At 65.5% G+C, this 14,440-nt stretch carries 11 protein-coding genes and 1 pseudogene; 5 read left to right on the top strand and 7 right to left on the bottom strand.

Annotated elements, in window-relative coordinates:
- Positions 1–215 precede the first annotated feature (215 nt).
- Both AC1DEM_RS05585 and AC1DEM_RS05580 read left to right on the top strand, forming a co-directional pair.
- Positions 216–1,904 carry an FAD-dependent oxidoreductase gene (locus AC1DEM_RS05585; RefSeq protein ID WP_476883518.1) on the top strand — a complete coding sequence of 563 codons (1,689 nt, stop codon included), beginning with the start codon at positions 216–218 and terminating at the stop codon, positions 1,902–1,904.
- Positions 1,901–3,148: a cytochrome P450 gene (locus tag AC1DEM_RS05580; protein ID WP_476883517.1), complete on the top strand. Its 1,248-nt coding sequence runs from the start codon at positions 1,901–1,903 to the stop codon at positions 3,146–3,148. The genes AC1DEM_RS05585 and AC1DEM_RS05580 overlap by 4 nt, the downstream gene beginning before the upstream one ends.
- Before the next feature lie 78 nt (positions 3,149–3,226).
- On the opposite strand, the gene AC1DEM_RS05575 is transcribed toward AC1DEM_RS05580, so the two are convergent.
- Together AC1DEM_RS05575 and AC1DEM_RS05570 are read right to left on the bottom strand one after the other, a co-directional pair.
- Positions 3,227–3,469, bottom strand: a complete 243-nt coding sequence (locus AC1DEM_RS05575) for a hypothetical protein (protein ID WP_476883516.1) — start codon at positions 3,467–3,469, stop codon at positions 3,227–3,229.
- 62 nt (positions 3,470–3,531) lie between these two features.
- Entirely contained in the window at positions 3,532–3,786 is a 255-nt protein-coding gene (locus tag AC1DEM_RS05570) for a Gfo/Idh/MocA family protein (protein WP_476883515.1), read from the bottom strand.
- A gap of 468 nt (positions 3,787–4,254) precedes the next feature.
- On the opposite strand from AC1DEM_RS05570, the pseudogene AC1DEM_RS05565 reads away from it, so the two are divergent.
- The 3 genes and pseudogenes from AC1DEM_RS05565 to AC1DEM_RS05555 all read left to right on the top strand — a co-directional run.
- Positions 4,255–5,736 (top strand): annotated as a pseudogene (locus AC1DEM_RS05565) (sugar porter family MFS transporter); the annotation flags it as partial.
- 106 nt (positions 5,737–5,842) lie between these two features.
- Positions 5,843–6,865, top strand: a complete 1,023-nt coding sequence (locus AC1DEM_RS05560; RefSeq protein WP_476883657.1) for a LacI family DNA-binding transcriptional regulator — start codon at positions 5,843–5,845, stop codon at positions 6,863–6,865.
- Positions 6,866–6,969: 104 nt separating this feature from the next.
- Positions 6,970–7,662 carry a DUF998 domain-containing protein gene (locus tag AC1DEM_RS05555; RefSeq protein WP_476883514.1) on the top strand — a complete coding sequence of 231 codons (693 nt, stop codon included), beginning with the start codon at positions 6,970–6,972 and terminating at the stop codon, positions 7,660–7,662.
- A gap of 3 nt (positions 7,663–7,665) precedes the next feature.
- Here AC1DEM_RS05555 and AC1DEM_RS05550 read toward each other — a convergent pair whose 3' ends face one another.
- From AC1DEM_RS05550 to AC1DEM_RS05530, 5 genes are all read right to left on the bottom strand, one after another.
- Positions 7,666–9,129, bottom strand: a complete 1,464-nt coding sequence (locus AC1DEM_RS05550; protein ID WP_476883513.1) for a protein adenylyltransferase SelO — start codon at positions 9,127–9,129, stop codon at positions 7,666–7,668.
- 50 nt (positions 9,130–9,179) lie between these two features.
- Positions 9,180–10,433 (bottom strand): RNA polymerase sigma factor, encoded by a 1,254-nt coding sequence (locus tag AC1DEM_RS05545; RefSeq protein WP_476883512.1) that lies wholly within the window; start codon positions 10,431–10,433, stop codon positions 9,180–9,182.
- 22 nt (positions 10,434–10,455) lie between these two features.
- A complete protein-coding gene (locus tag AC1DEM_RS05540) occupies positions 10,456–10,875 on the bottom strand; it encodes a YciI family protein (protein WP_476883511.1) in 420 nt (139 codons plus the stop codon).
- Positions 10,876–10,994: 119 nt separating this feature from the next.
- Entirely contained in the window at positions 10,995–12,203 is a 1,209-nt protein-coding gene (locus AC1DEM_RS05535) for a S1C family serine protease (RefSeq protein WP_476883510.1), read from the bottom strand.
- Positions 12,204–12,411: 208 nt separating this feature from the next.
- The gene (locus AC1DEM_RS05530) at positions 12,412–14,343 is read right to left on the bottom strand and encodes a glycoside hydrolase family 15 protein (RefSeq protein ID WP_476883509.1); all 1,932 of its coding nucleotides are present in this window, start codon (positions 14,341–14,343) and stop codon (positions 12,412–12,414) included.
- Between the last annotated feature and the right edge of the window lie 97 nt (positions 14,344–14,440).

Genomic DNA, 14,440 nt, shown 5'->3' with positions numbered 1-14,440 from the left:
GCAGTCCCTGCCCCGTTCTGTCCGGCCGCAGGCCTCTTCCACCGCGTGCGCCCGGGGCCTACACTCTTGAAATCAAATCGAGGGCCAGCCCCGTTCCGTTGCCCAACTTAGGAGGAAGCGGAAGTTCCGACAGGAGTGCTGCCCGGTCGGATCGGAAGAGGCGCCGGCTGGTTGACGGACGGCCGGCGCAAGCTCGCTAGAGGGAGAAGAGCGGCATGAGGATCCTCGTCGATCTCACCAAATGCCAGGGCTACGCCCAGTGCGCCTTCCTCGCCCCGGAAGTCTTCACCATCCAGGGAGACGAGGCACTGACTTACGACCCGCACCCTGACGTGGCTCATCTGACCGGGATTCGGCGGGCCGCCGCTGCGTGTCCGGTCCAGGCCATCCGGCTCGAACAGCCAGACGGGCAGGACGAATGGCTGCACCCGGCCACAGCACCCGCGACGGCTGCTCCGGTCGAAGACCGCGGAGGCACTTTCAAGAGGACTGGACGGATCGTCATCGTGGGGGCATCGATGGCGGGGCTGCGCGCGGCGGAACGCTTGCGCGAGGAAGGGTTCACCGGATCGCTGACCTTGGTTGGCGAGGAGCCGCACGACCCCTACGACCGGCCTCCGCTGTCCAAACAGGTCCTGGCCGGGTCGGTGCCCTTGGAAGACACCTCACTGCCACGCCACCGGGACATCCGCGCCACCTGGCGTCTGGGTATGGCGGCGACCGGGCTGGATCTAGCTGCGAAGCAAATCCACCTCGCCGACGGCAACCGGATCGGATTCGACAAACTGTTGATCGCCACCGGCCTGCGGTCCCGCCCCTGGCCTAACCCTGTGGAGGCGGCCCTTGCGGGAGTAATGACACTGCGTACCCGGGAGGATGCCGCAACCCTGCGACAGCACCTCGCTGGCCGTCCGCGCCGGGTGCTGGTCATCGGCGCCGGGTTCATCGGGTGCGAGGTCGCGTCCGTGTGCCGGGAACTAGGCCTGACGGTCACGGTGGCAGAAGCTGGACCGGCTCCGCTCGTCGCTGCCCTTGGCGGGGTGGTCGGCGCAGTCGCCGGGGAGCTGCAGATCGAGAACGGCGTGGACCTGCGATGCGGCGTCCGCGTCCTGTCCCTTGAGGGGGATCCCGCCGGACAGCTGCGCCAGGCCGTTCTGTCCGACGGCACAACGCTTGAGGTAGATGTGGCGGTCGCGGCGCTGGGGTCCGTCCGGAACGTCGAATGGCTCGCAGATTCGGGCCTGGCGTGCGGTGTATGGGGAGTCGCCTGCGACGCCGGCTGCCGCGCGTTCGATGCTAACGGCCTGGTCACCGATGACGTGTTTGTCGCCGGCGACATTGCGCGCGCCCCGCAGCCGATGTACGGCTATCAATACCTCGCCGTCGAGCACTGGGGAAACGCCATCTCCCAGGCCGAGGTCGCGGCACACAACATGGTCAGCGGCGAAACCGAACGATGGCCTCACTTGGAAGTACCGAAATTCTGGTCCGTCCAGTTCGGCACCGAAATAAAGAGCGTCGGGGTACCTTCGGTCGCCGATGAGGTGGCCATCGTTCAAGGATCGGTGGACACGCGGCGGTTCCTGGCCGTCTATGGCTACAAGGGCCGCATCGTGGCGGCGGTCGCCTTCAACCAGAACAAGTGGCTCGACTTCTACGAGCCACTGATCGAGCAGGCCGCACCCTTCCCGCCGGCATTCCACCACATCGATGAGTCAGACCAGGGCCGGCCCTTGCCGGCCGGGTTCAAGCCCGCTGTGAGCCCCACCCAGGACGCGACCGTCGTTGTGACCGGCCACGATCCCAATGAACGCCGGGCCAGGCTGACGAACACCGCGGCCGGCGAAACGCCGTCACGGAGACCCACAGAAACTGCCCCCCGATTGAAGGAGCCTTCGCCATGACACAGGCCAGCACGTGGGAGCAGATCCTCGACTTCTCCAACCGGGCTAACCCCTACCCGTTTTACGACGAGCTCCGCCGGACTCCCGTGGCACGGCTAGAGGACGGAAGCTACCTCGTCAGCACCTACGCGGAGATCGCCGCCCTGCTGCACGACCCGAGGGTCAGTTCCGACATCACCCGCAACCCGGCTGCCGCTGCCGCCGGCGTCGGCGTCGGCGACGACAGCGACGGCGACGGCCCGGGCATGACTCCAACTTTCCTCAGCATGGATCCTCCTGATCACGACAAGTTTCGACGGATCACCATGCGCCACTTCGGACCGCCTACGACGCCGGGCAGGGTCGCCGGGATGGAGCCGAGGATGGCGGAAATTGTCACCGACTTGGTCGACAACATGACGGCCCACTCCCGGATCGACGTCGTCGATGATCTGGCGTATCCGCTGCCCGTCACGGTGATCTGCGAATTACTTGGGGTGCCCCCGGGCGACGAACAGCGCTTCCGGGTCTGGGTGGACGTGGCCCTGCAATCCACGGATCCCGGACTCGATCCCGAAACACAGCAAGAAAAGAGGGCCGAGGCCGGAAAAGAACTGCGCGCGTTCATGGAAGAACTGGTCGAAGCCCACCGGCGGACACCGGGACCGGACCTGCTCTCGGCGATGGCCACTGATGACGGCCCGGAAGGCCGCATGCCGGAGGAACAGCTGGTGAGCACGGGGCTCCTTCTGCTCATCGCCGGACACGAAACCACCGTGAACCTCATCTCCAACGGCGCGCTGACGTTGCTCCGCCACCCGGCCGAACTCCAACGGCTACGCGACGATCCCGGCCTCGCTATCCCGATGGTCGAGGAATTGCTCCGCTACGAGCCGCCCGTCCATTTCGTCCCTTTCCGCACGGCCCTTGACGACATCGATATCGCCGGCACCACCATCCCTGCCGGTGCCTCCCTCACGTTGGTCCTGGCCTCGGGGAACCGCGACCCCGCCCACGTCGCCCACCCCGACCTCTTCATCCCGGACCGGCGTAACAACCAACACCTCGGCTTCGGCGGCGGCATCCATCTCTGCTTCGGCGCACCCCTGGCCCGGCTCGAAGCCCAGCTCGCCCTCACCGCGTTCGCCACCAGGTTGGAGAACCCGCGGCTGGTCTCCGATCCGCCCCCATACCGGCCGAGCCCGTTCCTCCGCGGCCCCTCGCATCTCCTGGTCGACATCGACGGCATCACCGCCCGTCAGTAGTCACTAGTCATTAGTCAACAGCGAACAGCGAACCTTGGCCGTCGGCGAGCGAGGGACGATGTGGAAGTGCCCGCGGGTTCAGGGATTTGGTGGCCGTTCGCCGGGGAACACGATTCCGTGCTGGTTCCTGATGGCGTCGGCGACTGCCATGGTCCGGATTGATTCGGCCAGCGGCCGCTGCGGGACTTCCAGCTGGCCCGCCGAGATGGCAGGGGCGACGGCGGCAGCCTCGTAGTGCAGGCCCTCAAAGTGTGCCGCCGCAGGATCCTCATAGGCCAGCCGGGTGCCGTCCGGGAAACGGACGCTGAAGTTGCCGGGCATGCTGAGACGTCGAACTTGGGCAGGAAAAACGTCCACATCCCTTCGGCGGCGAACAGGCCGGCTCAGGCTGCCCGGCCGGCGATACCTGCCGCCTGTTCGCGGTTGATGCCGATCGGCTTCTCGATCAGGACGTGCTTGCCGGCGTCGAGCGCAATGAGGGCGGCTTCGTAGTGGAAGTTGTGCGGCATGGCCATGTAGATGATGTCGACGTCGGCGGCAGCCAGCTCCTCATAGCTGCCAAAGGCCGCAGGAATGCCGTGCCGTTCGGCAAACATTTCGGAACGGTCCAGAGAGCGGGATCCGATCGCGGCAATCACTTGCGAGGTGTGCGCCTGGACGGATTCCGTGAAGCGTTCCGCAATTCAGCCGGGGCCCATGATCCCCCACCGGAGCGCAGGTGCGTCGCGGGAATCCGGAACCCTGGACGCTGGGAGCGAGCGGTTCCCGGTCCTGTTAAGTCCGCCTTAGTGTCGATATCGATTCTGACGAGAAACGCAGTCGTCTTCGCAAAGCTTTGTCCTGACATAATAACAAGTTTGATTTGCTCCGGACAAGTCTCCGCCGGCCAAATTCCGCCAGAAACCTCCCGCCCCACAGGCGCCAGTCCCCCACTCGATGCCGAACCACCCAGCTCTGGCTGCACGGTCGGGACGTTCACTCTGGGACCTAGGGTCAACTTTGGTGGTATGTCAGGACAAACTCTTGACTGTTCTGTTAGAGCGCTCTAACGTAGAAGTCAGTCACGTGACCCAGCACACTCCCGGAAACGCTCTCCAAATTCAAGTCCGCCCTTCAGGTCGGCCGAATCAAGGAAGTCAACAATGTCGTTGCACACAGCAAGCTCGCCCGCATCGGGCTCAAAACATCGCGGTTATCTCGCCCGCCTCACCGTCATCTCCACGCTCGGCGGACTCCTGTTCGGCTACGACACCGGTGTCATCTCCGGTGCGCTGCTCTACATGCAGGACTCCCTGAGCATGAGCCCCGTCGAAGAGGCCACGGTGGTCAGCGCACTGCTGTTTCCCGGTGCCGCGGTCGGTGCGCTGAGCGGCGGCCGGCTTGCCGATAAGCTCGGGCGGCGCGGCACGCTGCTTGTCTGTGCTTTGCTCTTCCTCCTCGGAGCGATCGGCTGCGCCATCGCTCCGACTGTTGAATTCATGATCGTGGCCCGCGTCATCCTGGGCCTGGGCGTCGGTGCCGCCGCGGTGACCTGCCCTCTCTACCTTGCAGAAATGGCGCCGGCGCATCTGCGTGGACGTATGGTCACGATCAACGAACTGATGATCGTGACTGGTCAGATGCTCGCTTTTGCCATCAACGCCCTCCTCGACGCCGTCATCCACGACACCGAGGTCTGGCGCATCATGCTCGGCGTTGCCTCCATCCCCGCCATCGCACTCCTGATCGGCATGCTCGCCCTGCCCGAATCGCCGCGCTGGTTCGCTATCCGCGACAGGTTCGACGACAGCCGGCGCATCCTCAACCTCAGCCGCAGCCCGGAGGAAGCCGACTTCGAGTACAAGGAAATCGTTGAGTCCGCGAACCTGGACCGGAATGAGCGCTCCAGTGCATGGCGCGACCTGAAGAACAATCCCTGGATGCGGCGGCTCCTCTGGGTGGGCATCGGGCTCGCCGTGGCCCAGCAGGCAACGGGCATCAATACCGTGAACTACTACGCACCTACAATCCTCGAGCGCAGCGGTCTCGGCGTGAGCGCATCGCTCGTGGCGACCATCGCCGTCGGCGTGACCTCGGTGCTAATGACTGTCCTGGGTATCTGGCTGCTGGGCTTCATCGGGCGTCGCCGCATGCTGGTCATTGGCTTTTCCGGGGTCGTGGCTTCGCAGGCACTCCTCGCCGTCGTTTTCACGCTTCCCCAGTCGGACCTCGTCAGCTACACCATCCTGGCGGCAATGATGCTGTTCGTGGCCTTCGTGCAGTGCTTTATCGGAACGTGTGTGTGGCTGCTGCTTTCCGAGATCTTCCCGCTGGCCATCCGCGGCTTCGCGATGGGCATTGCGGTGTTCGCACTCTGGACCGTGAACGCGGCCATCTCCTTCCTGTTCCCGATCCTGGTGGTCGCCCTGGGCTCAACCGGCACGTTCACCGTATTCGTGCTGGTAAACATTGTTTCCCTGATCTTCGTGGCGAAATTTGTTCCGGAGACCAAGGGGCAATCGCTGGAAGAACTGGAGGTGCACTTCCGCACCGGAGGCATACCGATCATCGCCCCCACGGGGTCTGGCGAGAAGGCGACAGCCCTGTAAGCCCGGCCGCAGTGCTGCCAGTTCGCGGGCCATAGGGCGGCGGCAGGAAGCCGCCGCCCTTCCCGCGATACGCTTGCTGGCAGGAGGCCACTTGTCCGGGAAAGTAGTGAATCAACAGGGAGCGGCCAGGCGCGCCACTATTGAGGATGTAGCGCGGGAAGCCGGCGTATCGCGAGCACTCGTTTCCCTGGTGCTGCAGGGTTCACCAAAGGTAAGTCAACAAAAAAGAGACGCCGTGGCCCTCGCCATGGCTGCCCTCGACTACCGGCCCAGCAACGCCGCCCGCTCGCTTGCCAGCGGACGTACGCGAACGGTCGGCGTGCTGCTGGATGACCTTGCCAATCCGTGGTTCGTGGAGCTGCTCGATGGCATGCAGAGCATCTTCCGGGAGCAAAAGCTGAGGATGGTCCTCGGCGACTCCCAATATTTGGCCCGCCCGGGGGAAAGCCCGGTTTCCGCGTTCATGGAAATGCGCGTCGACGGTCTCGTCATCGCCGGGGACCTCGACGCCGATGACGACCTCACCCGTGCCACACTGCATACCCCAGCCGTCGTCGCCGGCACCCGAGCCTTCGACCTCCCGGCAGCGGACCTTGTCACCAACGACGACGCCGCTGGCGCCCGCGCGGCTGTCGAACACCTCATTGGCCTCGGCCACACAGACATTGCATTCCTCACCGCCCCCACGGGATCCGCTGCCGTGCGGGCCAACTCCTACCGGGACACGATGACCCGCCACGGCCTGCAGGACAACATCCGGGTGGAGCCCACGGACATGAGCGAACAGTCCGGCTTTGCGGCAATGAGCCGGCTTATCGACAGCGGCCGGACGCCCACAGCGGTCTTCGCTGCCAACGACATCCTCGCCGTCGGTGCGCTCTCGGCTGCCGACGACCACGGCATCAGCGTTCCTTCACAACTCTCACTGGTCGGATACGACAACACCTATCTCGCTGGGATCCGGCACCTGTCCCTGACCACCGTCGACCCGGTCAGCCGGGACGTGGGCATCCGAGCAGCGGAGTTTCTCGTGGCACGCATCGCCGACCACTCCCTGCAGCCACGCACCGACGTGCTGACCCCGCGCCTCGTCGTTCGCAACAGCACCGCTCACGCTACCTACATCTAGCGCACCGCTTGTCTCAGACCGCATCTGCGTGATGAACATCGGCCGCTTAGTCGAAAGCGGCGAGATGTCGTCCGGCGTCTCCACCGAACCGTAGACTTCACCGTGTGGTTTCAGTTTCTATCGCCCGCCAGGCGGAGGCCCGACGTCGGCACATCGGGCTGGCCGCCATGGCCGGCATGATCGGGGCGGTCCTCTTCGTGTCCGTCTTCACGGTGTCGGGGTGGCTGTACCCCGGCTACTCCCCGACGCGAATGTTCGTCAGCGAGCTGTCCCTGGGCCCCCACGGCTGGGTTCAGATCCTCAACTTTGTCCTCACCGGCGCCTTGATGCTGGTGTTCGGCCTGGGGCTCGCGGCGCACTTCAGCGTCGGGGCCGCGTCCCGCGCCGGTCCCGCGCTGATACAGGGCATCGGAGTCAGCCTCATGGCCTCCGGGCCGTTCACTACCGACCCGTCTGCGATGTTCCAGCAAGCCAGTATTCACGGTGTCGTGCACGGCATCTTCGGTGCGCTGGTCTTCACGTTCGCGCCGATCAGTTGTTTCGTCTTCTATCGGCGTTTCCGCCGTGACGCCGGCTGGCGCCCCCTGGCGGGGTGGACACTGGCCACCGGTGTCGTTCTAGCTGTCGGAGTCGTCCTGCTCAAGATCAGTCAGCAGCCCGGGAGTGGACTGTTCGAGTGGAAGGGCCTCGTGCAACGCGTCATCCTGTTCGCGTTCATGGCCTGGATCTTCGCAGTTGCATTCCACCTTCGCCGCCAATACCGGAGCGGGGAAGGCACCCCGCCAGCGCGGCCGTGATGCTCAGGTTCCGCAGAAGGTCCGGTAAGGGCCGAAACTTTCCGGGGCGGCAGCGGCGTAGTGCTCGAGACCGGGCCGCTCGTCGAAGGGTGAGGCAACCGCGTCCATCAGCCGTTCCAGCGGACCCGTGTTCCCGCCGGTAGCGGCAGCCAGGGCCTCCTCCACCAGATGGTTCCGCGGAATGTAGACAGGGTTGACCCGGTCCATGGCGTCAGCATCCGGCGCCAGGTCGCGCCAGCGCGTTACCCAGGCATCGAACCGTGCCGGATCCAGGACCTGGCCCCCCGCAGCTTCGGCTTGGCCACGTGCGACTTTGCCGAGGTTCCGGAAAAACGATGTGTAGTCCGCCCGTGACTCCTGGATCAAAGCCACAAGTTCGTCCACAAGAGGCGAGGTCACTTCGTCGTCGAGCCCTTGACCAAACCCCAGCTTGGCTTTCATGCCGGCCGACCACGCTTCGCTGTACTGAGGGCGGAACTCGCTGAGTGCTTCCACCGCGAGGTCCACCGCCTGCTCCTGGTCATCGTGGAGCAGAGGCAGGAGAGATTCCGCGAGCCGGGCGAGGTTCCACTCCGCCACCACCGGTTGATTGCGGTAGGCGTACCGTCCGGTCTCGTCGATCGAGCTGTAGACCGCGGCGGGGTCGAAGCCTTCCATGAAGGCACACGGTCCGTAGTCGAGGGTTTCGCCCGAGATCGTCATGTTGTCAGTGTTCATGACGCCGTGAACGAACCCAACAAGCATCCACCGGGCCACCAGTGAAGCCTGGGCTGATATGACCGCCTGGAGCAGTGCGAGATGGCGGTTCCCGGCCTCCGCGGCGGCCCGGTAGTGACGGGTTATTGCATATTCGGCGAGGCGGCGAAGGAGGCCGATGTCGCCCGTGGACCGGGCGTACTGGAAGCTGCCGACGCGCAGGTGGCTGCTGGCAACCCGGGTGAGAACGGCGCCGGGCAGGAGGGTCTCGCGCTGTACTGAACGCCCCGTTGCGACGACGGCGAGGGATCGTGTGGTGGGGATGTTCAGCGCGTGCATAGACTCGCTCACGATGTATTCGCGCAGCATAGGACCGACCACTGCCTGGCCGTCGCCGTTTCGCGCAAACGGCGTCCGTCCTGATCCCTTGAGGTGCACGTCACGGAGCTGCCCGTCCGCCTGCTCGATCTCACCGAGCAGAAGTGCGCGCCCGTCGCCGAGACGGGGTGCGTACCAGCCAAACTGGTGGCCGGCGTAGGCCTGCGCCACCGGGCTGGCCTCCGCAGGGATGGCGTTGCCGGTCAGTAGAAGAAGACCCTCAGGGCTCCGGAGAAAGGCCGGCCCGAGACCTAGCTCGGTGGCGAGGTGTTCGTTGAGTACCAAGAGGCGCGGATCGGGAGCCTGCTCCGCGCGCCATGGAATGGCCATCTCCTTGAACTCGCGGGCGAAGCGGCCATCAAACGTGACGGTTGAAGGCGCGATGTCACTCATAGTTCAAGGATACGGGCGACGCTCATGCACCTGGCATCGGAGATCAGGATCTACGGGCGGGCGAGCTCCTCGATCTTTCGTTCCAGCACTGCGCGTTCGGCCGCGTTCGAGCACATCGCGACCGCCTGCTGCAGGGCGGACTTCGCTTCTCCGCGGCGGCCCAGCCGTGCCAGCATCTCGCCCCTGACCGCAGGCAGCAGGTGCGAGCCCTTGAGCTCACCACGTGACGTGATCGCGTCGACCAGTTCCAGCCCGGCCGCCGGACCCGATGCCATGGCCACCGCCACCGCGCGGTTCAGTTCGACCACCGGAGAGGGCGCAAGCCGCCCCAAGGCCTCGTAGAGGATCACGATCCGCTGCCAGTCCGCTTCCGCAACGGAGAGGGCCACCGCGTGGCATTCGGCGATGGAGGCCTGCAGCCCGTACGCGCCGAGCCCACGGCCGGCAGCCACGGCCCTCGCCAGCGCAGCACGACCGCGCCGGATCGCCGACTGGTCCCACAAGCGTCGGTCCTGGTCCTCCAAGAGAACCGGCCGGCCGGCCGTATCGAGCCTCGCAGGGAAGCGGGCGGCCGTCAGCTCCATCAGGGCCAGCAGGCCGAACACCTCGGGTTCCGGTGCCAGCCGCGTCAGCACACGGCCCAGGCGGCGCGCTTCACCCGCCAGGTCCACGCGCATCCAGGAGTCACCGCCGGACGCGAAAGACCCCTCCGTGAAGATCAGGTAGATGACGTGGAGCACCGATCCTAGCCGTTTCGGCATTTCTCGCGTTTCTGGCACGGCGAACGGGATACGGGCGCCGGTAAGGGTCTTTTTGGCCCGTGTAATGCGTGCCTGGATAGTCGGCACCGGAACCAGGAAGGCCTTCGCGATCTCGTCGGTGCCCATTCCGCCCACCACGCGCAGCGTCAAGGCTATCCGCGATTCCTTGGACAACACCGGATGGCAGGAGATGAACATCAGGGCCAGCACGTCGTCGTCGATCGCGTTGGGGTCGAACAGGGAATCCGCGCCCGGAAGCTCCTCCGAGAGGTCGCGGGCCAGGAGCGCGTACTTTTCGTCGCGGGCGGCACGGCGCCGGAAGTAGTCCACCGCCCGGCGCCGGCCGGTGGTCAGCAGCCAGCCCACCGGCTCGGCGGGGATCCCGTTCACCGACCACGACACGAGGGCCTCGGCGAGCGCCTCCTGTGCGAGGTCTTCGGCCAACGGGAAATCGCCCGTATAGCGGGCCAGGGCACCGACGATGCGGGCTGACTCCATGCGCCACACGGCTTCGACGGCGGCCCTTGCCTGGTTGCTGCTCACCGACGGTTCCGGGCTGGCTGTATCAGAGCTGGCCGGTCTGTTCCCGCCACGCGCGTTCCTTCTGGATCCATTCGTTCTCCTGCGGGAACTCGTCGATTGAAGGTACCCTGCGAATCTCGGTCTTGGTTCCCGCCGTGAGGGGTGCCCGTTTTGCCCACTCGATCGCTTCCTGCTTCGATGCGACATCGAGGATGTAGTAGCCGGCGAACAGTTCCTTGGTTTCGCCGTAGGGCCCGTCAGTGACCACCGGGGTTTCGGCGGTAAAGTCCACCACGACGCCCTCTTTCGGATCATCCAGACCTTCGGCTGCCAGCAAGACACCAGCGCGGATCAATTCGTCGTTGAATTTGCCTATGGTGTCGAGGACCTCGTTGAAGTCGGCATTCTGAAGGTTGGCGTACGACTCGTCGGTTCCGCGCATGATCAACATGTACTTTGCCATTTCAATCTCCTAGGTTTTGGAAGGTCGCCCTTCGACCTTCCCACCCACAGGTCGAACAGCGCGAGAGCTAATCGACAGGGGCCAGGAAATTCATTCAGTGGGGGCAACGGACCCCCTCGTCAGCCAGCAGTGGCTGCGCCGAGGGTGACGTCCTTGCTTTGCTCCTGGCCGTCGCGGACAAAAGTGACTTTGACCGTGGCCCCGGCAGCCTGCTCCCGCGTCGCCGCCGTGAGCTCGGAAGCATCGGTGACACTGCGGCCGCCCAGCCCGGTGATCACATCGCCGGCCTTCAGACCGGCCTTGTCGGCTGCGGAGCCCGGCGTCACGGATGATGCCTCTGCCCCGGCCGCGAACTCCGAAGAGGCGCCTGAGGCTTTGTCCCGGACCGAGACGCCGAGTTGGCCGTGCGTGGCCGTGCCCGTAGCGATGATCTCCTGGGCGACGCGTTTCGCGTCGTTGATCGGGATGGAGAAGCCGACCCCGATGTTGCCAGCCTGGTCCGAGGAAGAAGACGTGGATCCCGCCGCGGCGATGGCCACGTTGACTCCGATGATCTCACCGTTCGCGTTCACCAGGGGACCGCCGGAGTTTCCCGGATTTATGGCCGCATCCGTTTGGATGACGTTAATGCTGATGGTGTCCTGCGCGGCGCTGGAGGAGCCGTTCTGCAGCGCGGACGTGGCCGAGGACGCTGTCTCAATGGTGCGGTTCGCTGCCGAAACGATGCCGTCAGTGACCGTTCCACTCAATCCCAGGGGCGCTCCGATGGCTATGGCAGTGTCGCCGACATTGACCTTGCCGGAGTCGCCCAGGGCCGCGGCGACCAGCCCCGGGGCAGTGATTTGGACGATGGCCAGGTCCGAGAGCGGATCCGTTCCTACGATTGTCCCCGGGTAGACGCTGCCGTCGCTGGTCCGAACCTCGATGGCCGCGTTGGCTGCCTGCCCGTCCAGCGTGACCACATGCGTGTTGGTCAGAATATGGCCGGAGGCATCCAGAATGATGCCCGACCCGGTACCGCCTGAAGTGCCGGAACTGGCGCTGATGGTGACCACACTGGGTGAGGCCTTCTGCGCGGCGGCTGTCACCGCGCCGACACTGTCGGGATTGTTGACGATCACCGGCGTGTATTGCGTCGTTTGCACAGTGCCCGATGCCGGCCCGCCGGTGTTCCACATCGCCGTCGCCCCTGACGCCACGCCCCCGCCTATGCCGCCCGCAGCCACCAGACAGGCAACATAGAGCCCGGCGCCAACGCGCTTCCGGGTTTTCCGGCCTGCAACGGCTCCGGTGTTTTCGCCGAGGGTGGGCTGTTCATGCTCGTTCATGGGTCATCCTGATCTCGTCGTTTTGCCGGTGTCGACCTCACGCCTCTTGATCGCGCTCGGGTCGCCGCCCCGCGGATTTCGAAGCTGTATCCCCATCCTCAAACCCCGGACTGTCGACGGTCTGTCGTGCCGCTGTGAACGGACTGTGAGCCGCGGACTGGAAGTGGACCGCGAGCCCCCTGATTGGGGTCAGGTTGTGTCGCTGCTGTCATGTGGTGCGGTGCGCCGGGGCGAACTGCGCCGAAAGATTGGTTTCTTCGGCGCGGATGAGGTGGACGAGCGCGTTGATGAGGGCCAGGTGGGTGAATGCTTGTGGGAAGTTACCGAGGTGGCGGCCGCTCACCGGATCCAGCTCCTCGGCGTAAAGGCCCAAGGGACTGGCGAGTGACAGCAGACGTTCGCACAGTGCCTTGGCGCGCACCACTTCTCCGATCTCGACGAGGGCTGAGACGAGCCAGAACGAGCAGGTGGTGAACGTCCCCTCGTCGCCGGCGAGTCCGTCGTCGGTCTGCTCGGGGCGGTAGCGCAGGACGAGCCCGTCCCGGGTGAGTTCATCGGCGATGGCCAAGACAGTGGCGCCCACGCGTGGATCGTTGGCGGGCAGGAACCGGACGAGCGGGACCAGGAGAAGCGAGGCATCGAGGTTCGTCGTGCCGTAGGACTGGACGAACACGCCGCGGTCGTCGACGCCATTGCGGCAGATGTCCTCATGGATCTCATCGGCGATGGAATCCCACTTCCGGGCGTAATCAGCCTGACCGTGCAGGCGCGCCAGCCGGGCACCACGGTCCAGGGCGACCCAGCACATGAGCTTTGAGGAGGTGAAGTGCTTCGGTTCGCCACGGACCTCCCAGATGCCGTGGTCGGCGTCCCGCCAATGGGCGGCCGCCTGCTCGACCTGGCGCAGGAGGACCGGCCAGAGCGGCTCGGGGAGCTGGTCACGGGACTTTGCGTGGAGGTAGACGGAGTCCAGCATCGTGCCCCAGACGTCCAGCTGCCGCTGGTGGGCGGCAGCGTTGCCGATCCGGACGGGGCGGGCGCCGTCATAGCCGCCGAGCTCCTCGACGGTAACCTCGGGAAGGTCCCTTTCGCCGTCGATGCCGTACATGATCTGCAGGTCGTCCTCGGCGGCGACGTCGCGGATGAAGGCGAAGAAGTCGTCCGCTTCCCGGTCCAGGCCGAGTGTGTAGAGGGCCCAGAGCGCGAATGTGGAATCGCGCACCCAGGTGTACCGGTAGTCCCAGTTCCGCTCTCCCCCGGGCGTCTCGGGAAGTGACGTGGTGGGGGCCGCGACCAGAGCTCCGGTCGGCGCGTAGGTGAGACCCTTCAACGTCAGTGCGCTGCGCTGCAGCTGCTCCCTCCACGGATGGTCGGGGAACTCGCCCGCGGTGATCCATTGCCTCCAGAACTCAGTGGTCTGCCACTGCTTGCGAGTGGCTTCCTCCCACGTCCGCGGCGGGGGCAGCGACCCCCAGGAGAGCGCGATAAAAGCCTCCTCCCCCTCGGTCATCCGGGTGCGGATGACTGCTATGGAGTCCTCGATGCCCAGCCGGCGGTCGGTGGTCAGACGCAGCACCGGATTGCCCTCATCGCCCCTGATGGTCACGACCTCCCCGTACCCGGGACCGGAAAACTCCCACCGTGCACGGCGCCGGCCGTAGTCGAAGACCGGCTCGCACAACACGGACAGCTCAACTGCACCGTTGACGCATCTAACAGTGCGCAACAGGCAGTGCTCAGCCTCGTAGTTCATCGGCGGGCGGCGGTATCGGCGGGCCCTCTCGTCGGTGTGGTGCCACGGACCCATCACCAGGGCATCCCTCACGATCAGCCAGCCCGTCCTGGTCTGCCAGGTGGTCTCCAGGATCAGGCTGCCGGGGAGATAGCGGCGCGCGGTGGGCTCCCGGACGCCGTACGGCGCCACCTTGAAGCCACCCGCGGCGCGGTCGAGCATAGTGGAGAACAGACTCGGCGAGTCGTGACGTGGCACGCACATCCACTCCACCTGCCCGCTCGATGCGATCAAGCAGTTGGCCTCACAGTCAGACAAAAACCCATAGTCGGCGATCGGCGGGTACGGGCTCGTGCCTGCCCCTGGCCGCCGCCGCCCCTGGGACCCTGATCCGGCGTCGATCCTCACTCCACCAGTATGCTCGCCCTGACTGGAAGCGGGAATCCTGATTCCATGCGGACCCTTCCCGTGGGTGAGCGCGCAGCCTTGACACTCGTGGAGAGAC

It is taken from the genome of Arthrobacter sp. 05T420 (genome assembly GCF_056396305.1).
The sequence above is the reverse complement of the archived record's forward strand: the minus strand, read 5'-3'. Positions and strand labels throughout refer to the sequence as shown.